This window comes from Ureibacillus sp. FSL K6-8385, assembly GCF_038593155.1.
Lineage (GTDB): Bacteria > Bacillota > Bacilli > Bacillales_A > Planococcaceae > Ureibacillus > Ureibacillus terrenus.
The window spans coordinates 679083-701208 of record NZ_CP151968.1 but is presented as its reverse complement, the minus strand read 5'-3'; the positions used below and the strand labels follow the sequence as shown (position 1 = coordinate 701208).

The following is a 22126-nucleotide window of genomic DNA, read 5'->3' as shown; positions in this document are numbered from 1 at the left end:
ATTCACAAGTTATTCCTTTATTCTTCCACCTTATTTTTTAATTTTTCCAATATGGATTGGACACATTCATGGTCAGAGAAATAAATGATTTTATCTTTAAAGATTTGATCCGTTTCATGGCCTTTTCCTGCAATGAGAATGGTATCTCCTTCTTTTGCGGATAAAATCGCCTTCTCAATTGCTTCCCGGCGATCCAAAATCATCTCATATTTTTGCGTAGAGGTAAAACCGGCAGCAATTTGCGAATTAATAAAAACGGGGTCTTCGCTTCTTGGATTATCGGTTGTTAAATAAATCATATCCGCATATTTCGTCGCTACTGCTCCCATTTTGATCCGCTTATGTTTGTCTCTGTCCCCGCCGCAGCTGAACACGACAATCAAATCACCTTTTGCCGTTTTTTTCAATGTTTTTAATACTGCCCTGAGCGCCGCTTCCGTATGGGCGTAATCGATATAAATGGACACGTTCAAATGGTTGGGAATGGATTCGAGTCTTCCTTTTGGCAAATACAGTTGTTCTGCCGCTTCGCAAATTTGTTCGACCGGAAAGCCTAATTCGCTGACCGTTGTGATGGCAGCAATGACATTTTGCAATTGGTGTTCGCCGACAAACGGCAATGTAAACACTTTTTGCCCTTTATCGCTTTGCAAACAGCAAGTTGTATGCTGCAATCCTTCCGCCAAAATCTGCAATTGGTAATGGACCCGGTTTCCGAGACCAAAATACGTTTTTTTCTTTTTGGATTGCAAACCTACTGTACGGCAAAATGAATCATCGCCGTTTAATACGATCCTTTTGGCCAGTTGAGCCAGAATCTGTTTGGATTGCTTATATTTTTCATAGGATCCGTGATCTTCAATATGATCCTCCGCCAAATTCAAAAAGACGCCTATATCGATATCGCAATAATCCAAACGATGGGTTGCCAGCCCCATGGATGATGCTTCCAGTGCAACGTATTGCACCCGGTTACGCACCGCATATTGCAAAATTTTATGCAAGTGTTTCGGCTGCAACGTCGTCAAATGTTCGTATTCCAAATCAACCTCTTTTCCATTGATGTAAACGCCATTTGTTCCGATGACCATTACTTTTTTATGTAGTGCTTGAAGTAGCTGGCCAATAAAATGGCTGACCGTCGTTTTTCCGTTTGTACCGGTAATGGCGATCACCTGCAATGCTTCTGCCGGGAATCGGTAAATTTTTGCAGCGGCAAATGACATAAACTTCAAACAGTTTGGAACCCAAATGACCGGGACCGGCAATTTTAATTGATCCAGTTTCGTCTCATCTTCAATGACTACTCCTACAGCACCGTTTTGAAGGGCTAAATCAATATACTGGTAGCCGTCAAATTTTCTTCCTTTTCTTACTACGAACAAGTCGCCGGGTTTGACATGCTGGGCGTAGTCTTCAATCCCTTGCACTTCTATCCGAATTGAACCGCCTTTCACTGTACATGGCCAATCCTTCAAAAGTTCTGCCAGTTGCACTGTGTCACTCCTTTTCCATATCATATGCCCATGAAAACAATGTGACACTATGGAAACAGGAGGAAGGAAATGCGGATTAAATCAATAAATTCTTCTTTCATTAAAAAAGCGAATGGAAAACTTATCGTTTCCATTCGCTTTTTAAACTATGGAATCAAGGTTTATTTAAAAAGATTTGCGTATAATAGTTGATAAACACACCCGATCCGACATGGGTAAATTTATCGTTCAACATCAATCGTCGATGTTCTTCCGAATTGAACCAGCCGTGTGCGGCTTCGATGGCATCAAAGTAGGCTGTGGCCAGGTTTTCCCCCACTTCATCATAAGTGACGGAGTAATGGGCCAATCGGTCTTTCAATGAACCATAATTTGGCGAATCATGGGACAAATATTTCTCGGTATACATCTCTTCGCTATGCTTCATCGCTGCAACACCGGCTACTTCATCCCATATTAAAGGAGGTACATTTTCATTGCTTCTGAACACGTTGACAAGATCAAACAGTTGTTTCGAATACCCTTCATTGCTTTGCTGGATGGTATAGGAATTTAAATTTGGCACCCGAATGAGATCGCCCACAAAGGTCATTTCATATGGTCTATGTTTCACAAGGGTTTCGCCATCCATAAACCGGATCCCAATCAATGAATCCGTAAATTGGTCTATATATAACTGGGCAAAAACGCCGTCGAATTTTACTAAAATGCGGGAATTCATATCATATTCGGTCAAGGCAAACGTATAAACATTATCGCCAATCTTGACGGTAATTTCAGGGTTTACGATGGTCATCCGGTATATATCATCAAGGGATTGTCCAATTTTGTATGGCGCTACGTCCACTGCCTTTCCCGCAGCATAGACTTGGGTAATTTTGCCGCCTTCTACACCAAACATGGCAAAAGATTTCGGATCGCGATTGTATACCCACCATTCATACCCAAAAGCGCTTTGGTCTATCCGATCCGGTTTGCCAAAATCCTTCAGCAGTTTATCATCATCTTGATGGATATATGTAGATACTCCGCTTTCCGGCCGCGGCGAGGCGTCTTCGTCACCCTTTGGAATTTCGGTTTTCGGAATGACCGTCGATTTCGAATTTGGACCTTCCAACGGTTTCAGCTCATAGGAGGAATCGGAAGTAAAAAAATAGATCAATGCGATACAAAAAAGCAGTACGATCAAAATGCGAAAGAGAGTTTTCATTGCAGCCCATATCCTTTACTATAGTGATTTCATTATACTAAATTTATAATGTATGACACAATGTTGTCATTGAATCTAACGGAAATTTACACTATTATAAAATTATGCGTTAAAATTCGTTCGATGTATCAAAAAGGAGGAACATTCATGTATTTTGAAAACAAAACGATTGAAGATATAATCGTGGACCAAGATAAGCTAGTCGAAGTAATGGAAAAAAACGGATTAGAATGCCATGGCGGTTGGGACTATGACCGAATGACATTCGACAAACGCTTCGATGTGAAAGAAGGCCGTTATTATTTGCGTGTATTCTGCACTGCAGTATCCGGCGATGTTGGAAACAACACGGCTTCTCTAAAAATTTTAAAACCTGCCCTCGGTAAATACTACTATCCACACGGTGTAGAATACGGTGAAGATGAAGTATTTCCAAAACATTTAGTGAAAAAATGCGAAGAAATTTTGGAAAATGTGAAAAAAGATTTGGCTGAACTTGGCATTGCGTAATGGACTTATCATCTCATATATATTCTTTCAAAGAGGCACCAAAATTGCCTCTTTTTTCTTTTGGAAATCCATTATTTGAAACAAAATGAAAATTAGGGGCTGCCCCATCAGCCCCTAATTTTTTAGAATCCCAATATCGCTTTAATAACGGAAGTTGTTTCCCCGCCTTTATAAATAACATAGAGCAATAAATACACAATCACACCCGTGATGGCTGTAAAGAACCAAATGATGCTGGCAATAGGGCCTAGTCGGCGATGAATGACAAGCTTATCTCTTAAGCCGGTAATAATATTTATAAGACCCAGCACTCCGCCCACTGTTGCCAAAATGATATGGAAAAACAAAAAGAATGTATAATAAACTTTTACTTCGTCTGGTCCGCCAAAAGCGGTATTTCCGATAAATACCGTTCTTAACGCATAGATGATAAAGAAAATCAGTGCACATGCTCCGGCTGCCAACATTACTTTTTTATGCGCTTCCACTTTTTTCGCTATAATCAGTCCCCATCCAATGGCCACCAAGATGGCACTGATGACAATGAAACCGGTACTGATTGTTGGTAAAATCGGTACACCCATACTTCACATTCCCCTATCCTAATTAAAATTGATTTCTTTTTTTGTTTTGAAAATCCCGCAAAGCTTTAGCGGTAATTTCTTCCTCGGAAAGTTTATGTTCTTCTCTCCACCAATCACGGAATGCAAAAAATACAAGGACTCCCAAAATAATTTCTTGAATGATTTTCATCAACACTCCGCCCATTTGCTGATCTCTCAAAGGCGTCAAATCCGTAAATAATTCCGGACCGGATAATGGAATGGTCGTGTTGATGCTTGCCAATGTTTTATCCGGCACACAAAGCGCCATTGCCTTCAACCATGCTTCCCCTTCGGTATAAGTTGCATATAAAGGATCTTTTGTAAAAATAATTAAAGCACATGCAGGGGTAATGACAACGGCCGTTGCGATAATATACCCGATTTTGTACAACCCTTTCAATTTTTTCTGGCCCGGAACTTCATTCACCAATGGCCAATACATAAAGAAGGCTGACAAAAACAAAGCAAGGCTGGCAAGCCCGTGCAAAGTTTCATCAATTTTGATGAAATCAAACACTAACGGTATATGGTAAACCGAAAATGATAATGCAAACCCCAAAACCGCCACCACCGGATTGGTGAGCGCTTTAAAAATTTTGTCGACCACCGGGAACTCCACTACAACTTTCCAAATCCACCAAGGAATTCCCTTGATAAAGAAGAGCGGAACCAATAATAGATAAAAGGCCATTTGGACCATATGCATCGTAAATGTGATATTCGACATTAAGTCAATGGGCGAACCTTTGACGATATACAAAAGCAAAATTCCCATAAGGAAGTAAATAGCTTCCTTCTTTTTCAACGGCTCGCTTTCCTTGAATTCCTTTCTCCAACGGGTAGTATAAAGAAAATAGACGATGATGATGAAAATCAGGGTTCCAATCATGTAAGGGCTCCACAATGCTTGAAACCCGAATATACTTAAAGGCATAATATCGCTCCTTAATAAAGTAGTGATGTAATTAGTGCACAGTTCTAATGACATTATATCATTATTTTTCCTGATATTCTGAGGTTTCAATGCATCTTTTTGAAGAAAATATGATATTTTATATAAGCTTCAAACATATAATAATGGCTGCCTAGAAAATTCTAGACAGCCATTTTTCGCATTACCACCAAATAATAGTGTTAAATGCTAAGAAGAATGTGAATGCAATAATCGCACCAACCCATACAAATGTGGAAATGACACCGATGTATGGAGCTTCTTTTTCATCCATATGCATGAAGGAATAAAGTTGCAAGACAACTTGAATTCCGGCCAACAATAGGATGATCGGTTTAATGAATGTCGGTGCAAAATCCGCAACAACTGTTGCAAAAGCAATAAACGTTAGGAAAATCATGATCGCAAAATTGATGACCTGCTTGCGCATCTTTTCTGCGCTTTTTCTGCGGCCAAATTCATATTCGGCCTGGCTTCTGCCTTGAATCTCAGTGTCGTGACTCATATTATCCTAACACCCCCATGAGGTAAACTACCGTGAAGATAAATACCCATACAACGTCGATAAAGTGCCAGTAGATAGACGCTACAAAATATTTTGGCGCGTTGTAGAGATTTAATCCACGTTTCGCATTGCGGAATACCAAACAAAGCATCCAAACCAATCCGATGATTACGTGCAATCCGTGCGTTCCCACAAGCGTAAAGAAAGCAGAAGAGAATGCGGATTGAGTGTAACCGAATCCAATGTGCACATAGTGATAGAACTCATAAATTTCAAGGGCAAGGAAGCCTAGACCAAGAAGCACTGTCGCCAAAGTCCAAAGTTGAACGCCTTTGAAGTTATAGTTTTTCAAATGATACATCGCGATGACGGATGTCAGGGAAGAAGTTAAAAGGAACATCGTCATGACGAATGCCAAAGGCAGTTCAAACAGTTCCTGGGAAGTGAACTCCATTCCCGCTGGACCTCTGTTTCTCAAAGAAATGTATGTCGCAAATAAACTTGCGAATAGCACAATATCGCTACAGATGAAAATCCAAATCCCAACGTACTTATTTTTGCCTTCTTGCGTAACCTGTTCAGGATGTTCAGGCCAAGTTTGAGGGGTGAATTTAGTATCCAACATTAGTTATTTCCCCCTTTTCCATAAAGCTCTTCTTCAATTGCCAAGATTTCCTCTTTGTGTAAATGATAACCCAAATCGTCTTTCACTGAACGGATGATCATGGCAAGAACTGTAATACCAAGACCGATCACCATTACAGGAATTGACCAAGATACACCGTCCGGATGATATAATGCACCAAATGCCGCAATGAATAATCCTAATGACATAATGAACGGCAAGATGGAGTTGTTAGGCATATGAATGTCGCCAAGAGGCTCCGCATATGTCATGCCTTCAGGATTTCCTTCTTGTTTTTCGATCCAGTATGGGTCAAATCCACGAACAAGTGGAAGCTGTTTAAAGTTATAGAACGGAATAGGCGTTTTGATTGCCCATTCTAGAGAACGTCCATCTCCCCAATAATCGCGGCAGTTCAATGGTTTGGATTTAATAGATGCCAACATGTTGATTACCATTAATACAACACCGATGGCCATCATAATGGCACCGATTGATGAAATGAAGTTGAATAAATCCCAGCCTTGGCCTTCCATGTATGTGAATACACGGCGTGGCATACCCATTAATCCTAAGAAGTGTTGCACAAAGAATGTTAAATGGAATCCGATAAAGAAAATCCAGAATGTCCAATAACCTAGTTTTTCATTCAAAGCACGGTTAAAGAATAATGGCCAATAGTAATGGAATGAAGCAAAGATTGCCGTTACGATACCACCAACGATTACGTAGTGGAAGTGTGCAACGATAAAGTAAGAATCGTGTAATTGATAGTCAAGTGGTGCAGTTGCCTGCATTACACCTGTTACCCCACCAGCAACGAATGACGGGATGAATCCTAATGCATAAATCATTGGAACCGTAACCTTAATGGAACCGCCCCAAATTGTCAGAATCCAGTTAAATACTTTCATACCTGTTGGAACAGCAATCGCCATTGTTGCAACTGCGAAAATAGCGTTAGCAGTTGGTCCAAGACCTACAGTGAACATGTGGTGAGCCCACACCATGAATCCCAAGAAACCGATTAGGATTGTCGCAAATACCATTGAAGAATAACCAAACAAACGTTTACGCGCAAATACCGGAATAATTTCAGAGAATAAACCGAACGCTGGGAGAACTAGGATATATACTTCAGGGTGACCGAAGATCCAGAATAAGTGCTCCCAAATGATCGTGTTACCGCCCATTGTATGATCGAAGAAGTTTGCATCGAACATACGGTCAACTAACATTAGGAACAAGCCTACTGTTAGTGGAGGGAACGCGAACAAAATCAATGTACTGGAAATAAGTGTAGTCCATGTAAACAAAGGCAAACGCATGAATGTCATACCTGGCGCGCGCATTGTAATGATTGTCACGATGAAGTTAATCGCGGAAATCAATGTACCCGCACCAGAAATTTGCAGACCTAATACATAGAAGTCAATACCATGTCCAGGTGAATATAAAGATAATGATGCATATGATGTCCAACCAGCATCAGGTGCTCCACCCATAAAGAATGATAAGTGCAAGAATGTAGCACCTAAGAAGAATAACCAAAATCCTAATGAGTTCAGGAATGGGAATGCTACGTCACGAGCACCAATTTGTAAAGGTACAACCATGTTCATAAAGCCGAATAATAGTGGTGTTGCTGCTAAAAAGAGCATTGTTGTACCGTGCATTGTTAATAACTCGTTGAAAGTACCGGCAGAAATAAAGTCGCTATTTGGAAACATTAGTTGAATGCGCATTAAAAGCGCTTCAAAACCTGCGATAGCAAAGAATAATAGCCCAGAGAATAGGTACAATACCGCAAGTTTTTTATGGTCAACAGTTGTTAAATAGTCCCAAATAACCGCACCCACGCCCTTTTTCTTTGTGACTGCTACTGAGCTCACAACTTTAACCTCCTTAAATTTGTTCTCTATCTGAAGCTACGGAATATTATTTTTCAACTGATAAGCCCAATAAGTAATCGGCAACGGCACTTATTTCCTCATCAGTCAACTCTTTGTATTTGCCAGTCATTAAGTTGCCTGGTTTATACTTTTCAGGATCTTTAATCCAAGCTTCAACATTTTCTTTTGTATGTTCTAAATAGCCTGCAACACGATTCCGGTCACCGAATGTTGCCAAGTTAGGACCGGCAGCGCCAGCAGGAGTTACCGCAGAAACTGCGTGGCAGCCCAAGCAGTTTTGAGCAAACGTTCTTTCACCTAAATCAGTTGAATCAGCAGAAGCTGTTTTTCCTTCAGTAGCTTTCATTGCAGCTACCCAAGCATCAAAGTCATCACGGTTTAATGATTTTACTTTGAAGTCCATTAATGCGTGAGAAGGTCCGCAAAGTTCAGCACATTTTCCGTACCATACACCTTCTCCATCGTTTAAGCCTGCAGATTCTTTATCGAATACTAGATAGAATTTATTTACGTTTTCAACGTTAGTATCCATTTTTCCGCCGATGGCAGGAATCCAGAATGAGTGCTTAACATCAGCTGCTTTCAGGTTGAAGTAAACCTTTTCATTTGTTGGAACAACCAATTCCTGTGCTGTCACAATACCGTATTGTGGATATTCAAATTCCCACCAATACAATTTTGCCGTAACGTTGATCGTCAATGCCTTTGGATCGCCGTTTTCATCCACTTCATCCATAGCGGATACATCAGCGAATTTGTAAGTAGCCAAAATTGTCGGAACAGACAAGATTAATAATAGGATAATCGGAATTACTGTCCAGATTATTTCTAAAGTATGGCTACCTTCCACTTGTTTTGGCATGTAGTCTTCGCCAAGTTTAGAGCGGCGAAATTTCGCAAAAGCAACCAAATAAAGAACAGAAACTACCACAACAACCAATGTCATGATACTTGCAGCTAGAAGCAGCAGATTAAATTGCTCTTTTCCCACAGCTCCGGATGGTCTTAGTGCAGAGATATACTCTTCACCACACCCGGACAAAACAACAGCCAATGCTGCCAGCACCGGGAAAAGAGACCATTTTTTAAGCCCTTTCTTCATCCTTATTAAACCCCTCTTTCTATTATTTGTCTTGTTTACTGCACATGTTTCTATCTATGTGAATTCTTTAATGAAGAAAGAATCCCAAAAGGTATAAACGGAAAAATGATTGAATAAAATTTATTAGTAAAAAATTTTTCATCAACCTGAGCTAAACAACATATATTTAGTAAAAATGGTTTTTAATCTGGCAATAATGTTTAATGAGTGCAAAATCTAGAGAACAGTTTGTACATAAAAATAAAACAATAACCATACTATCATACAATTTTCATTTCATGAACGGCGTTTTATTATATTTTAAAAAAAGTTCAAAATCCTATCTGTTCTTTATATATTCCACAAACCGCACAGTTATTAACAAGTAATTTATTGTCCGCTTGCATGCTTGTTACACTGTTTCCGGTTTCATTTGGAATCCAAAGAAGCATTTCATGCCTGCCCGATCCCTCTCTTATTCGCCCCCTTTTTTCCTTTCAAATTTGTAAGCTTCGCTTACTAAACTCTACTATAGCGAACTTCTTGGCAAATTTCTAGATTTTAAGTGAATTTTGTGTGAAGCCGGGAAGTTCGTTGGATAAAAGTATATACTTATTAAAAAGCATATTATAAGCAATGAACTTTTAATAGTAGTTTCGTGAAATTTTTTTCACATTTCTGTGAACAGTTTGTGAAATCCAAAAACAATTATTTCGTGAAAATTCTTTGAAGTTGTATTTTTCTCATGAATTCGCTATCATCATAAAAGCATATATTTTTCATGCAATCTTTACAGTTATCGAAGTAGGTGTCATTGATGCAACACAGGTATTATTGGATTTTAAAATGGGTTGCAGTACTTACCACCCTTGGCATGTTGCTGATCCTTTTAGGTGGAGCTCTCGTCACAAAAACAGACAGCGGTTTAGGCTGCGGGCGGAATTGGCCGGATTGCAACGGTTCGTTGATTCCCAAGGAAATAACGACGGAAGTATTAATTGAATTTTCCCATCGCTTTGTTACCGGCGCAGTCTCTATTCTAGTTTTAATTTTAGTGATTTGGACATGGAGAGCTTTGAGCCATGTAAAGGAAGTTAAATTTTTAGGTTTTCTGGCGATCTTCTTCCTTGTACTGCAAGCATTAATCGGAGCTGCACAAGTTTTATGGGGGCAAGGCGATTTTATTTTGGCCCTGCACTTCGGCATTTCGTTGATTTCTTTTGCTGCGGTAATGCTCCTGGCGATGATCGTTTTTGAAGTCGATCAGAAATTTGATGCCGACCGGGTTCTGATCCGAAAAAAGTTAAAATGGCATACTATTGGTGTCACCCTCTATTCATACATAGTCATCTATACCGGCGCGCTCGTCAGACATACCGGTTCAAGCCTGACTTGTACGAGCTGGCCGTTTTGCGATAATCAGGATCCATTTAGACTTCCTGAGAAAATGTATGAATGGGTGCACATGGGACATCGTTTGGCCGCGTTTTTAATTTTTCTCTGGATTTTCTACATTATGATTCATGCCGTTAAACATTACAAAGATCAAAGAGTTGTTTTTTGGGGCTGGATTTCCGCCTTTATACTCGTTTGCCTGCAAATCATTGCCGGCATGTTCGTGATTTTCACTCAGTTGAATCTCTTCGTTTCATTATTGCATTCATTATTTATTACGTTACTGTTCGGTCTTTTATGTTACTTAATTTTGTTGGTTGCCCGCAGTTCCAATAATGAAAAGAATTAGAAGAATCTTTGGGGTTGTTCCCTCTTTCGCAGGGGGAACAATCATTTTTTTGTAGATTTCCGTTTTCGGCAAAATCACTCTGGAATCGATGGAATTCAAATGTATTTTCCGGCTTGCAAAGAAAGAGCGGAGGAAGAACAGGACTTCTTCCTCCGCTTTTTTTGATTTCGCAAATCCTTTCATGCTATTATTCCAGTTTAATTAACAAGTCGCCCGTTGAAATGGCATCGCCCGGCTTCGCGTAAATTTCTTTTACCACTCCGTCATAAGGGGCTTGAACCGTTGTTTCCATCTTCATCGCTTCTGTAATCAGCAGGTGATCTCCGCGCTTCACGTGGCTGCCTTTTGAAACGAGCACTTTCAATACCGTTCCAGGCATTGTCGCCCCGATTTGGTTTGGATTGTTTGGATCGGCTTTTACGGCAATTGGCCCATCGGCTTTGACCGTCTTATCTTCAACCACCACCTCACGAGGCTGGCCGTTGAATTCGAAGTAAATGACGCGGGTGCCGTCGTGCTGAGCTTCCCCAATGGACACAAGCTTAATAATCAAAGTTTTTCCTTTTTCAATCTCCACTTCAATTTCCTCGCCGATTCTTAAACCGTAAAGGAATGACGGGGTATCTAGGACGGATAGATTTCCGTATTTTTCGACTGCCGTGAAATATTCTTCCACCACTTTCGGATATAGGGCATAGGAAATCACATCTTTTTTCGTTACTTCCCGGTTCACTTTTTTCTCCAGTTCTTCTTTTAATGCGTCAAAATCCACCGGTTCAAGCAATTCGCCGGGACGGACGGTGATCGGCTTCCGTTCTTTTAAAATCACTTTTTGCAAATCTTCCGGGAATCCGCCATAAGGCTGACCTAAATAACCTTGGAAAAATTCAACGACGGAATCAGGGAAGTCGATTGTCTTCCCTTTCTCCAAAATATTTTCCTCATCCAAATTATTTTGGACCATAAATAATGCCATATCGCCCACAACTTTTGATGAAGGCGTTACTTTTACAATATCTCCGAATAACATATTTACGCGGGAATACATCTTTTTCACTTCATCCCAGCGGTCTCCAAGCCCTACAGCTTTGGCCTGCTGCTGCAAGTTGCTGTATTGGCCGCCCGGCATTTCATGTACATAAATTTCGGAATGCGGGCTTTTCATGCCACTTTCGAAATCGCGGTAATATTCCCGCACATCTTGCCAATAGTATGATAATTGTTCGAGCGCTTCGATGTCTGCGCGGACCTTCCGTTCTGCGCCGCTCATGGCATAGTAGAGGGTATTGGCGCTAGGCTGGGACGTCAACCCTGCCATGGAGCCAAGCGCGGTATCCACGATATCGACCCCTGCTTCAATGGCTTTCGCATAAGTATAGATGCCGTTTCCGCTTGTATCGTGGGTATGCAGATGAATCGGCAAATCGGTTGTTTCCTTCAATTCACTGATCAGCACGTAAGCTGCCTCCGGTTTCAGCAGCCCGGCCATGTCCTTGATCGCCAGAATATGGGCGCCCGCCCGCTCCAATTCTTTCGCCATTTCCTTATAGTATTGAATGTTGTATTTTGGACGGGCCGGATCCAAAATATCTCCCGTATAGCAAATCGCCGCTTCCGCGATTTTCCCTGTGTTCCGCACTTCATCGATGGCAATTTCCATTCCCTTGATCCAGTTGAGGCTGTCGAAAATGCGGAAGACGTCAATTCCTGCGTCGGCTGCTTCCTTTATAAATTCGCGGATTAAATTATCCGGATAATTTGTATAACCTACCGCATTGGCGCCGCGGAACAGCATTTGGAACAAGACATTCGGAATCTGCTTCCGAAGTTTCGCGAGCCTTTCCCATGGATCTTCTTTCAGGAAACGGTAGCTTACGTCGAAAGTTGCCCCTCCCCAAAGTTCCAGAGAGAAGAACTGATGCATCATGCGGGCATTGTAATCGGCAATTTGATACATATCCTGGCTGCGGACACGGGTAGCAAGGAGGGATTGGTGAGCGTCCCGGAACGTCGTATCCGTAAGCAATACATCCTTCTGCTCCTTGATCCAGCGAATGACTCCATCCACGCCCTCTTCTTCAAGGATTTGCTTTGTTCCCCGCGGAATCTCGGTGCGTTTAATATCCAGCTTTGGCTTTTCCGGCTTCACAAAAATCGGCTTCTTTTGCTTTTCGATGCCGGGGAAGCCGTTTAATGTGACATCCCCGATATACCTCAACAGCTTTGTTCCCCGGTCTTTGCGGACAGCAAAATCAAACAGTTCAGGAGTAGAATCAATAAAGCTTGTATCAAAATCGCCGGATAAAAACTTCTCGTGCAATACGACATTCATCAAAAACGGAATATTCGTTTTCACGCCGCGGATCCGGAATTCGCGCAAGTTGCGGTCCATTTTGGCGGCAGCTTCCCTGAAAGTTCTGCCCCAAGTCGAAATTTTGACAAGCAATGAATCATAGTAAGGCGTTACAACAGCCCCCTGGAATCCGTTCCCTGCATCCAGGCGGACTCCAAATCCGCCGCTTGAACGGTAAACCATGATTTTGCCGGTATCTGGCATAAAATGATTTGCCGGGTCTTCCGTTGTCACGCGGGCTTGTATCGCATATCCAAACAAAGAAATTTCGCTTTGTTCGGGTATTCCGATCTCTTTCGAATGAAGTTCATATCCTTCCGCAATTTTGATTTGGGCATGTACGATATCGATGCCCGTGATCATTTCAGTGATGGTATGCTCCACTTGAATGCGCGGATTCACTTCGATGAAATAGAAATCGTCTCCGGAAACTAAAAATTCCACCGTTCCCGCATTCACATATTCCACGTTTTTCATCAATTTGACTGCCGCTTCGCAGATTCTATTTCTTAAATTTTCAGAAAGCGAGATGGATGGAGCGATTTCGACCACTTTTTGATGGCGTCGCTGAATCGAACAATCCCTCTCGTACAAATGGACGATATTGCCTGCATGATCCCCTAATATTTGCACTTCGATATGTTTCGGTTTGATTATCGCTTTTTCTGCATACACTTCATCGGAACCAAAAGCAGCCTTCGCTTCCGATTTGGCCCTCTCGTAGGAGCTTTTCAGTTCCTCTTTGGAATGCACCAGCCGCATTCCCCGTCCGCCGCCTCCAAGGGCCGCTTTAATCATCACCGGATATCCCACTTCATCCGCAAATCGTTCCAATTCTTCGTAAGAGGAAACAGGTCCGTCGCTTCCCGGAATTACAGGAATACCTGCTCGTATGGCCTGTTCCCTCGCTTTTACTTTATCCCCGAAAATATCCAAATGATTTGAGGAAGGCCCGATAAAAAGGATGCCTTCTTCTTCGCAGCGTCTCGCAAATTCTACGTTTTCCGCCAAGAAGCCATAGCCCGGATGGATGGCATCCGCTCCCGAGTCTTTCGCGATTTCAATGATGCCGTCAATATCCAAATAGGCTTCAATCGGGCCCTTCCCCACACCCACAAGGTATGCTTCATCGGCTTTATAGCGGTGGTGTGAAGCCCGGTCTTCTTCGGAATAAATGGCGACCGTCTTAATGTCCAGTTCATTGCAGGCCCGCAGCACGCGGATTGCAATTTCCCCTCTGTTTGCAACTAAAAGTTTACGTATCTTTCTCATATCGTCTCCCAACCCCTATGCTTTCTTTTTTCTAGTTTCTCATACATAGAAATATTGATTAATATGCCTATTGCGAAAGAAAGCACCAATATGGACGATCCGCCGTAGCTGATGAACGGCAATGTAACCCCGGTCAATGGAATCAGCCCCGATAAACCGCCCAAATTGATGAAAGTCTGAATGGCGATCCAGCTGGCAATACCTGCTGTAATCATTCTTGCCAAAGGGTCTTTCGTTGTCAAAGCGATGATCAAAGCTCTAAAAACGATAAATCCCAAACTTGCAAGAACGATTATCACTCCCACCAAACCCAATTCTTCCGCAATTACAGCCATTATAAAATCTGTTTGCGGTTCTGGCAAATATCCAAGCTTTTGCACCGATTGCCCGAGGCCCACCCCTTTTAAGCCCCCGGAACCGATGGCAATATATCCTTGGATCACTTGGTGCCCGGAACCTTGCTCATATTCAAAGGGATTCAAAAACGCTTTGATTCTCCCTAAGCGGTTTGGGGTCAAAATTTGATCCCCTTTTATTAACAAAATCATACCAATAATTCCGGCTCCAAGAATAGCCAATTCGGCAAAAAACTTGAAAAAAGTTTTAATGCGGATACCGCTGGCCGCAACAACCGCAATCGCAATGCCGGAAATGATCGCGACAGCCCCGATATCCGTTTCATTTGCCACAAAAAAGATGATTAAAATCCAGACGATAATCGGATAAATAATGTGATTTGGGCTCAGCTCTGCCATAGGGGTCTTCAAACTTTTGCGATAAAAGGCGCCCGCAAAATATAAGATGATGATCAGCTTGGCAAGTTCAGACGGCTGGAAAGTCATGATTCCAAATAAATTAATCCAGCTTTTCGATCCCGTTTCGCTTTCGCCCACTCCAAAGAAAAATACCCAAACCATTAAGGCGAGAATCAATCCGACCATAAACACCATTACATTTTTCCTGCTGTAATGTTTGTATGGAAGGAAGGCGCCGGCCGCAAAAGAGAAAAATGCCACCAGCAAATTCATTAATTGTTTTTTGTAATAATAATCCGGTTCGTGTCCATCAATCATCGCGACCATGATGCTGGAGCTGTAAATCATCACCAAGCCGAACAGACATAAAAACACATAATCAAAAAACAGCGGGTAATCGAAATTCCTGAAGTAGTAAGAAAGGTATTTTCTCATAGCAAAAACCTCTTTTAGAAAAAAAACTCAAATCAAACCGATTTGAGTCTTTGTTACTTTTTCGTGTTGGCATTTGTATATGCTTCATGCAGCAAGGATAATTCTTTTTCCAATGTATCTAAAATTTTCCGACCTTGTTCACGCTCAATCAATCCCAGCTTCACCGCGAAATCGATTTCACGAGACAAACCAAACATTTGGGTATCCAAGACTTCTTCGTACAATGGACATTGCGGCATCGTTAAATGGTCCATTTGCACTTTGATGAGACGAGCTATTTTATCTGCATCTTCCAGCAGCAATTCCAATGCTTTTTCCTGAAAGGAAGCTTGATTTTTTTTCTCCATGAGGACGCCCCCATTAATGTAATTTCTTCTATTCTATCTTAATAAAGTTTAGCTTTTAGCAAATAAAAATGCAAGTAGCAATACATGATAGAACAATTCTAGACAATATTTCTTTATAAAGAGAAAATCTAACTGTATACTGTTATATGTAAAATAGTTAAGGGGGAGAACAGAAGATGGATAGCATCATTCCAATTAAAGGGAAGGTTAAATATAAATTAACTTTGGACCCGTCCGTATGGATTTTCGATGATCGGAGAATCGATTTAAAAACTTATTTCACAAGCCCTAAAGAAGAAAGCGACGAGGATTTGGAGTACTTGTTCAAAATGGGAAAACATTGGTCCCGTGAAATTATGGAAGGTGCGACATTCCCTCCTACGCTAAAAACGGAAAGAAAATTTGACCGCCATGGAATGCAGACGGGAACATTCGGAATGGAAATCAAATATTTCTTGGACAATGCTGAAATTGAAGATGGCGCAACAACAGTGGTTTTTGAATGCAAAGACGGCACAGAGCATGCTTTTCCTATAGAAGAAGCCTATACATTCATTTTCAAATATAGCCAAGATGGTAAGCCGCTCAAAGAGGATGGCCCGGTTCATTTAATTTTTGGGGATGGATCCAATTTGGACAACCCGATCAGAAACATTTCAGCGATTCGTGTAGAATAGGATTGAGTTTATGCGAGTCCAATGTGTTCTTTGTGATGCCATCCATGAACTGGACGACGACTCACCATTGGCTAAAAGATTAAGAAACCGTCCCATTCACACATTCATGTGCCCCGATTGCCATGACCGCATCACGAAAAAGACCCTTGAGAGACTGGCAACGGGAAAATTCCGATTCTACCGAAGCTCATCCAGCATTGATAAAGAATTATAAACCTGTTCCGGTGTCATAACGAACAGTCTGAACAAAAAAAGAATAAAGCGGATTGTGGGAGCCGACGGGTTTCCCAAATCCGCCTTTTTCTTTTGCATCGTTCGGCAAGATTATTCGTTTTTTATCAGCCGTTTTTCCAACATTTCGACCAATTGGTACATGAGCGTCGCAAAAACTGCGATGATCAGGAGCGACATCAGCACAAGATTGAAATTGAACACTTGGAAGCCGTAAATGATTAAATAGCCGAGCCCTTGGGAAGAAACGAGGAACTCGCCGACAATGACCCCTACCCACGAAAGGCCGACATTCACTTTTAAAGTGGAAATGATGGTCGGAAAGGATGCCGGCAATATCGCCTCTTTAAACATTTGCCATTTTGTTGCATTGAAAGTTTGCAATACTTTTAAATAGTTGGCATCCACATTACGGAAAGAGGTGTAGATGACGATGGTGGAGATGATGACCGAAATGATCGCCCCCATAGTAATGATGGAAGTCATTCCCGGACCGAGGGCAACGATTAATATAGGTCCCAGTGCTACTTTTGGCATGGAGTTTAAGACAACGAGATATGGATCCAATATTTTTGAAAGGGTCGGAAACCACCAAAGAATCGCTGCTAAAATAGTGCCGATGAGCGTTCCCAGTATAAACCCGAGAACGGTTTCAAACAATGTATAGTTTATGTGGATAAAAATGGTGCCATCCGAAATCATATCCATGAGCAGTCTAAAAATCCTGGAAGGCGAGCTGAAAATCAATGGATCAATCCAACGATTTGAAGAAGCCGTTTCCCATAGGACGAAAAAACCGATCAACAGTAGCAGCTGGTAAAAACGGATCCAGCGTTTTTCCTTGGCCAGCCTTTTCTTATACTGCCGGTGAAGTTCTTTAATGTTCAAGACGCTCCAGCTCCTTCCAAATTTGCTGGAATAATGGCGAATAGCCTGCATGGCTTCTGGCCTGGAAAGGAGTCAATCGGCGGATGTCTTCAGAAATTTCAAAGATTTCATGGATCCGGCCCGGCCTTGGAGAAAACAAAATGATGCGGTCGCTCATCGCAATGGCTTCACCGATGTCATGGGTGACAAGAATGGCGGTTTTATTGTATTGCTTTAACATTTTGAATACCAAATCTTCCAATTTCAGCTTGGATTGATAATCCAGAGCGGAAAAAGGTTCATCCAGCAGCAATATTTTCGGGTCGACTGCAAGGGTTCTCGCCAGCGCCACCCGCTGCCTCATCCCTCCGGACAATTCCCTCGGATACTTTTTCTCCACCGCCGGCAGCCCGACATCTTTCAGCAATTTCGATGCGATGCCCCGATCAACATCCTGTTTTAACAGTCTTAATCCCAAAGTAATATTTTCTTCGATCGTTTTCCAAGGAAACAAATAATCTTGCTGCAACATGTATCCTATGGAAAGGTCTTTATTACCGTACACCTTTTGATTTTCAATATAAACGTTTCCTGCCGTCGGCCGGATTAAGCCGGCGATAATCGACAATAAAGTGGTTTTTCCGCAACCGCTCGGACCAATGAAGGAAATAAATTCCCCTTCTTCTACCGTTAAAGAAATATCCTGCAGCGCTTCCGTTGCCGCATCCTTTGAAAAATACGTGTGACTGACGTTTTCAACAATCAAGAAGCCCATATCACTTCGAAACCTTCTCCGCAAAAGTTGTATCTACCAGTTTCTCATAATCCATGCGCTTCGGAAGCTCTCCTGCTTTTTCCATGATGTCCTGCAAGTTATTCCATTCTTCTTCATCCAAAATCGGATTTTTCGCATAGGATTCCTGCTCACGGTAACGTTCCACCACTTTGGCAATCAATTCGATGTCCGTATCCTCAAAAAATGGCTGGATGGCTTTTGCCACTTCTTCCGCTGGCGCTTCATACACAAAATCTTGCGCTCTTTTAATCGCTCTCGTAAATTTCTCCGCTACATCCGGATGTTTCGCCAAATAACTTTCTTTCGCCATATATACGGTATAAGGCACATGTCCGGATTCAGTGCCGAACGATGCCACAACATGGCCGATTCCCTCTTGTTCAAATACGCTTGCCGTCGGTTCGAACAATTGGACGTATTCTCCCGTCCCGGACGCGAAAGCGGTCGCAATATTGGCAAATTCAATGTTTTGGATGAGATTTAAATCTTTGTGCGGATCGATTCCATGTTTTTTCAATACAAATTCCCCGACCATTTGCGGCATGCCGCCTTTCCGTTGTCCGAGGAATGTCGAACCTTTCAACATTTCCCATTTAAAATCGTCAATTTTCTTGCGGGAAACTAAAAAAGTGCCGTCTGTCTGCGTCAATTGGGCAAAATTTTTGATCGGATCATTAGCCCCCTGCGCTGTTACGTAAATGGATGTTTCTGCCCCGACAAGCGCAATATCGATGCCTCCGGAGAGCAAAGCCGTCATGGTTTTATCTCCCCCGGGTATTGTGGAAAGTTCGATTTCCAGCCCTTCTTCTTCAAAATAACCTTTGGAAATTGCCACATATTGAGGGGCATAAAAGATGGAACGGGTCACTTCCCCAACTTTTACTTTCGTCATTTCTTTATCTCCGCAAGCAGAAAGCAGAATGACCGCACCGATCGCTGCAAGGAAAAGACTAAGCTTCCACCATTTCATATCTCTTACCTCCTTGTTTCTTAAAGTAGGTTATGCAGGAGGAAAAAATTGTGTGAAAGCCCGTGACGGCTTCTTGCCCCAAAAATGCTGGAGCCGTTTCAGCATCGTTGGCTGCTGAAACGGCTCTTTACTTTGGGTATTATTTACATTCTTTCATTTAACAGCTATTATTTGGTGAGCAATCTTTGGCGCAGCTGTTTTGCCCGCACATCATACCAGATAAGGCTCGCCATTTCTTTTACCTCTTGTTCAAATTCAGATCCTTCAAACACCTCGATCAATACTTTCAAAAATGCGTTGAGAATCAGCGTCCGTGTCGATTCGCGATTAAATTCCTCCAAAATCGCCTGGACAATTTCCTGCTGCGGTCCGGTTAAATTTTGTTTTGCAAGTTCTTCAAATTTCGTTTTGATTTCCGAAATATCGAAATGAATTTGTTTTTTTGAAACGGAGAGAAAGATATTGACCTTATCGGAATTTAAAATGGCCGTTTTTTCGTGAAGCATAAGATCGATAATTTTTTCCAGGTATTTTAATAAGGTGGAAGCCATTTCTTCAATGGAAGTCGACTTCTGATTTAAAATCTTGCAAGAAAAGCTTAAATACTGAAGCATTCCATAAAATAATACGGCCGCTTCAAATCCGTAATGCCGCATTTCTTCCCCGTATATTTCGCACAAACGCAAACTGAACCATTCAAATTCCAGAAGGCGGTGCCGCAATACCAGTTCTTTCAATTCGACTTCCCCGGAGTGCAAAATTTCCTCATATAAAACATCCAATCCCGAGTCTTGATTAATCTTCCATAATACGGCAATCTGATTGGCAAATACGTGAATATCCGTAGGGTCCTTCCCGATCATCAGTTCGGCACGCAACAAGGCCGCATCATATCTCGCCTGCTCCAAGATCGCTTCAACACACTCCGTTTTGGAAGAAAAGTAATTATAAAAAGTTCCTTTTGAAATCCCTGCCCTTTCAATGATTTGCTGGATGGATGTTTTGGCGATTCCATTTTCCACAAATAATTGCAATGCATGTTGAATGACAGCTTTTTTCCGTTTATTCATCCTGTACTCCTCAATCAAATGATTTCGTGCTATTAACATTATACACAAAATCAGAATTTGAACCGAATGTATTTTTTTGTTGCCGAAAATGAACTATGGGTATAAAATGATAAAGTCAAAATTAAAGATAGGAATGGGGAAGAGAGGATATGACATTAGACAACAAGGAGAAAAAACCGCCATATTTGGTCATAGCGATCTTGTTCTTTGGCGCGTTTGTTTCGTTCTTAAATAACTCGCTTTTAAACGTTGCTTTGCCAACGATCATGAAGGACTTTGAAATTGAATATTCAACGGTACAGTGGCTGGCTACCGGCTATATGCTGGTAAGCGGTGTGCTAATCCCTGTATCCGCCTTTTTAATCACACGGTTTAAAAACCGTCATTTATTTATTACGGCTATGTCCCTTTTTACAATTGGTACGGCTCTTGCAGCATATGCCCCCAATTTTGGCATTCTTTTGGCAGGACGTATATTCCAGGCTGCCGGCGGTTCCGTCATGGGTCCATTACTTATGAACATCATGCTCGTCAGCTTCCCACGAGAAAAACGAGGGGCGGCCATGGGGATTTTCGGATTAGTAATGATTACTGCCCCAGCTATTGGTCCAACATTATCCGGTTATATTGTAGAGTATTGGGACTGGCGCATATTATTTGAAATGATTTTGCCATTTGCCATTCTCAGCCTCTTACTTGCTATTTGGAAATTGGAAAATATTTTGGAAACGCGTGAAACTTCCATCGACTATTTATCAATCGCGTTATCGATCATCGGTTTCGGAGGTTTATTATATGGCTGTTCAACATCAAGCTCTGATGGCTGGTCAGATCCAAAAGTGCTGACAACATTAATCGTCGGGGCAATTGGCGTAATCTTATTCGTTATGCGTCAATTCCATCTGGAACAACCTTTATTGGATTTGCGGGTTTACAAATATCCAATGTTTGCACTAGCGAATATTATATCAATGGTTGTAACGGCAGCCATGTTCTCCGGCATGATTTTGACGCCGGCTTATGTTCAAAGCGTCCGCGGTATTTCACCGCTCGATTCTGGTTTAATAATGCTTCCGGGCGCACTAGTGATGGGGATTATGTCGCCAATTACCGGTAAATTATTTGACAAATTCGGACCTCGCGTCTTAGCATTAATCGGTTTAGCCATTACAGGATACGCAACATATTTACTATCCACTATGGATTTGGAAACAACGAAAACGACAATCGTTTTAATGTATACGCTTCGTATGTTCGGTATGTCAATGGTTATGATGCCAATTATGACAAACGGTTTAAACCAATTGCCAAATCGATTAAATCCGCATGGTACAGCGGTGAACAACACAATCCAACAAGTAGTTGGTTCTATCGGTACAGCTCTATTTGTAACATTAATGAACTCTGTCGCTACTAATAAGGGCGAAGAGTTGGTGGAAGCAGCAAAAGCTTCAAATCCAGCTCAATTACAAGACCAAATGTTCATAGCCGGAATTCAGCTACAAGCATTGCTTGAAGGTGTCCAAGTTTCCTTCTTAGTGGCAGCCGTTGTTACAGGAGTAGCGTTAATCTTAGCATTGTTTTTAAAACGCGTTGATGTAAGCAAAGGGATTGCAGAAAACATGGAAAAAAATAAATAAAAAAATGTATTTCACCTTTAATCTATAAAAAACGAAGCTGCTAATTCTAATCAAAAAATCAGGAATTAGCAG

At 41.7% G+C, this 22126-nt stretch carries 20 protein-coding genes; 5 read left to right on the top strand and 15 right to left on the bottom strand.

Annotation, left to right across the window (positions count from 1 at the left end; genetic code table 11):
• Window positions 1–17: 17 nt before the first annotated feature.
• Window positions 18–1496: a UDP-N-acetylmuramoyl-L-alanyl-D-glutamate--2,6-diaminopimelate ligase gene (locus NST62_RS03315; protein ID WP_328216523.1), complete on the bottom strand. Its 1479-nt coding sequence runs from the start codon at window positions 1494–1496 to the stop codon at window positions 18–20.
• Window positions 1497–1650: 154 nt separating this feature from the next.
• A complete protein-coding gene (locus NST62_RS03310; RefSeq protein ID WP_342463147.1) occupies window positions 1651–2706 on the bottom strand; it encodes a CAP domain-containing protein in 1056 nt (351 codons plus the stop codon).
• Window positions 2707–2853: 147 nt separating this feature from the next.
• Between NST62_RS03310 and NST62_RS03305 the strand changes: the two genes are divergently transcribed.
• Window positions 2854–3216, top strand: a complete 363-nt coding sequence (locus NST62_RS03305) for a YugN family protein (RefSeq protein WP_141601458.1) — start codon at window positions 2854–2856, stop codon at window positions 3214–3216.
• A 122-nt stretch (window positions 3217–3338) separates the two neighbouring features.
• Here the strand turns inward: NST62_RS03305 and NST62_RS03300 are convergent, their stop codons facing one another.
• The 6 genes from NST62_RS03300 to coxB all read right to left on the bottom strand — a co-directional run bounded on the left by NST62_RS03300 (window position 3339) and on the right by coxB (window position 8918).
• Window positions 3339–3800 (bottom strand): DUF420 domain-containing protein, encoded by a 462-nt coding sequence (locus tag NST62_RS03300; RefSeq protein ID WP_141601457.1) that lies wholly within the window; start codon window positions 3798–3800, stop codon window positions 3339–3341.
• Between the two features lie 22 nt (window positions 3801–3822).
• The gene (ctaG, locus tag NST62_RS03295; protein ID WP_141601456.1) at window positions 3823–4755 is read right to left on the bottom strand and encodes a cytochrome c oxidase assembly factor CtaG; all 933 of its coding nucleotides are present in this window, start codon (window positions 4753–4755) and stop codon (window positions 3823–3825) included.
• Between the two features lie 181 nt (window positions 4756–4936).
• On the bottom strand, window positions 4937–5278 hold the full coding sequence (locus NST62_RS03290; protein WP_141601455.1) for a cytochrome C oxidase subunit IV family protein: 342 nt from the start codon (window positions 5276–5278) through the stop codon (window positions 4937–4939).
• A 1-nt stretch (window position 5279) separates the two neighbouring features.
• Window positions 5280–5903: a cytochrome (ubi)quinol oxidase subunit III gene (locus tag NST62_RS03285; RefSeq protein WP_141601454.1), complete on the bottom strand. Its 624-nt coding sequence runs from the start codon at window positions 5901–5903 to the stop codon at window positions 5280–5282.
• Window positions 5903–7795 carry a cytochrome c oxidase subunit I gene (locus NST62_RS03280; RefSeq protein ID WP_342463146.1) on the bottom strand — a complete coding sequence of 631 codons (1893 nt, stop codon included), beginning with the start codon at window positions 7793–7795 and terminating at the stop codon, window positions 5903–5905. The genes NST62_RS03285 and NST62_RS03280 overlap by 1 nt, the downstream gene beginning before the upstream one ends.
• A 46-nt stretch (window positions 7796–7841) precedes the next feature.
• Window positions 7842–8918 (bottom strand): cytochrome c oxidase subunit II, encoded by a 1077-nt coding sequence (gene coxB, locus NST62_RS03275; protein WP_342463145.1) that lies wholly within the window; start codon window positions 8916–8918, stop codon window positions 7842–7844.
• Window positions 8919–9714: 796 nt separating this feature from the next.
• Here coxB and NST62_RS03270 point away from each other — a divergent pair.
• A complete protein-coding gene (locus NST62_RS03270; RefSeq protein ID WP_141601451.1) occupies window positions 9715–10641 on the top strand; it encodes a heme A synthase in 927 nt (308 codons plus the stop codon).
• A gap of 187 nt (window positions 10642–10828) precedes the next feature.
• On the opposite strand, the gene pyc is transcribed toward NST62_RS03270, so the two are convergent.
• The 3 genes from pyc to NST62_RS03255 are packed head-to-tail and all read right to left on the bottom strand — an operon-like array spanning window position 10829 to window position 15803.
• Window positions 10829–14266 (bottom strand): pyruvate carboxylase, encoded by a 3438-nt coding sequence (pyc, locus tag NST62_RS03265; protein WP_328219596.1) that lies wholly within the window; start codon window positions 14264–14266, stop codon window positions 10829–10831.
• Entirely contained in the window at window positions 14263–15456 is a 1194-nt protein-coding gene (locus NST62_RS03260) for a putative peptidoglycan glycosyltransferase FtsW (protein WP_141601449.1), read from the bottom strand. Before NST62_RS03260 ends, pyc begins: the two co-directional genes overlap by 4 nt.
• Window positions 15457–15509: 53 nt before the next feature.
• A complete protein-coding gene (locus tag NST62_RS03255) occupies window positions 15510–15803 on the bottom strand; it encodes a YlaN family protein (protein ID WP_141601448.1) in 294 nt (97 codons plus the stop codon).
• Between the two features lie 176 nt (window positions 15804–15979).
• Between NST62_RS03255 and NST62_RS03250 the strand changes: the two genes are divergently transcribed.
• On the top strand, window positions 15980–16480 hold the full coding sequence (locus NST62_RS03250; protein WP_141601447.1) for a peptidyl-prolyl cis-trans isomerase: 501 nt from the start codon (window positions 15980–15982) through the stop codon (window positions 16478–16480).
• A 10-nt stretch (window positions 16481–16490) separates the two neighbouring features.
• Window positions 16491–16694: a YlaI family protein gene (locus NST62_RS03245; RefSeq protein ID WP_141601446.1), complete on the top strand. Its 204-nt coding sequence runs from the start codon at window positions 16491–16493 to the stop codon at window positions 16692–16694.
• A gap of 110 nt (window positions 16695–16804) precedes the next feature.
• Here NST62_RS03245 and NST62_RS03240 read toward each other — a convergent pair whose 3' ends face one another.
• The 4 genes from NST62_RS03240 to NST62_RS03225 form a co-directional block, all read right to left on the bottom strand.
• Window positions 16805–17650, bottom strand: a complete 846-nt coding sequence (locus NST62_RS03240) for an ABC transporter permease (RefSeq protein ID WP_141601445.1) — start codon at window positions 17648–17650, stop codon at window positions 16805–16807.
• Window positions 17589–18353, bottom strand: a complete 765-nt coding sequence (locus NST62_RS03235; protein ID WP_141601444.1) for an ABC transporter ATP-binding protein — start codon at window positions 18351–18353, stop codon at window positions 17589–17591. The genes NST62_RS03240 and NST62_RS03235 overlap by 62 nt, the downstream gene beginning before the upstream one ends.
• Before the next feature lies 1 nt (window position 18354).
• Entirely contained in the window at window positions 18355–19344 is a 990-nt protein-coding gene (locus NST62_RS03230; RefSeq protein WP_141601443.1) for an ABC transporter substrate-binding protein, read from the bottom strand.
• A gap of 167 nt (window positions 19345–19511) precedes the next feature.
• Window positions 19512–20414 carry a TetR/AcrR family transcriptional regulator gene (locus NST62_RS03225; protein WP_181733174.1) on the bottom strand — a complete coding sequence of 301 codons (903 nt, stop codon included), beginning with the start codon at window positions 20412–20414 and terminating at the stop codon, window positions 19512–19514.
• Window positions 20415–20563: 149 nt separating this feature from the next.
• Between NST62_RS03225 and NST62_RS03220 the strand changes: the two genes are divergently transcribed.
• Window positions 20564–22054: an MDR family MFS transporter gene (locus NST62_RS03220; RefSeq protein WP_342463144.1), complete on the top strand. Its 1491-nt coding sequence runs from the start codon at window positions 20564–20566 to the stop codon at window positions 22052–22054.
• The last annotated feature ends 72 nt before the right edge of the window (window positions 22055–22126 follow it).

Bases quoted from the DNA above. Each gene is read 5' to 3' on its own strand.
- NST62_RS03245 (WP_141601446.1), top strand. From the start codon at position 16,491: ATGCGAGTCCAATGTGTTCTTTGTGATGCCATCCATGAACTGGACGAC.
- NST62_RS03260 (WP_141601449.1), bottom strand. From the start codon at position 15,456: ATGAGAAAATACCTTTCTTACTACTTCAGGAATTTCGATTACCCGCTG.
- ctaG (WP_141601456.1), bottom strand. From the start codon at position 4,755: ATGCCTTTAAGTATATTCGGGTTTCAAGCATTGTGGAGCCCTTACATG.
- NST62_RS03250 (WP_141601447.1), top strand. From the start codon at position 15,980: ATGGATAGCATCATTCCAATTAAAGGGAAGGTTAAATATAAATTAACT.
- NST62_RS03305 (WP_141601458.1), top strand. From the start codon at position 2,854: ATGTATTTTGAAAACAAAACGATTGAAGATATAATCGTGGACCAAGAT.
- NST62_RS03290 (WP_141601455.1), bottom strand. From the start codon at position 5,278: ATGAGTCACGACACTGAGATTCAAGGCAGAAGCCAGGCCGAATATGAA.
- NST62_RS03235 (WP_141601444.1), bottom strand. From the start codon at position 18,353: ATGGGCTTCTTGATTGTTGAAAACGTCAGTCACACGTATTTTTCAAAG.
- NST62_RS03255 (WP_141601448.1), bottom strand. From the start codon at position 15,803: ATGGAGAAAAAAAATCAAGCTTCCTTTCAGGAAAAAGCATTGGAATTG.
- NST62_RS03300 (WP_141601457.1), bottom strand. From the start codon at position 3,800: ATGGGTGTACCGATTTTACCAACAATCAGTACCGGTTTCATTGTCATC.
- NST62_RS03270 (WP_141601451.1), top strand. From the start codon at position 9,715: ATGCAACACAGGTATTATTGGATTTTAAAATGGGTTGCAGTACTTACC.
- NST62_RS03220 (WP_342463144.1), top strand. From the start codon at position 20,564: ATGACATTAGACAACAAGGAGAAAAAACCGCCATATTTGGTCATAGCG.
- NST62_RS03310 (WP_342463147.1), bottom strand. From the start codon at position 2,706: ATGAAAACTCTCTTTCGCATTTTGATCGTACTGCTTTTTTGTATCGCA.
- pyc (WP_328219596.1), bottom strand. From the start codon at position 14,266: ATGAGAAAGATACGTAAACTTTTAGTTGCAAACAGAGGGGAAATTGCA.
- coxB (WP_342463145.1), bottom strand. From the start codon at position 8,918: ATGAAGAAAGGGCTTAAAAAATGGTCTCTTTTCCCGGTGCTGGCAGCA.
- NST62_RS03225 (WP_181733174.1), bottom strand. From the start codon at position 20,414: ATGAATAAACGGAAAAAAGCTGTCATTCAACATGCATTGCAATTATTT.
- NST62_RS03230 (WP_141601443.1), bottom strand. From the start codon at position 19,344: ATGAAATGGTGGAAGCTTAGTCTTTTCCTTGCAGCGATCGGTGCGGTC.
- NST62_RS03240 (WP_141601445.1), bottom strand. From the start codon at position 17,650: ATGCAGGCTATTCGCCATTATTCCAGCAAATTTGGAAGGAGCTGGAGC.
- NST62_RS03285 (WP_141601454.1), bottom strand. From the start codon at position 5,903: ATGTTGGATACTAAATTCACCCCTCAAACTTGGCCTGAACATCCTGAA.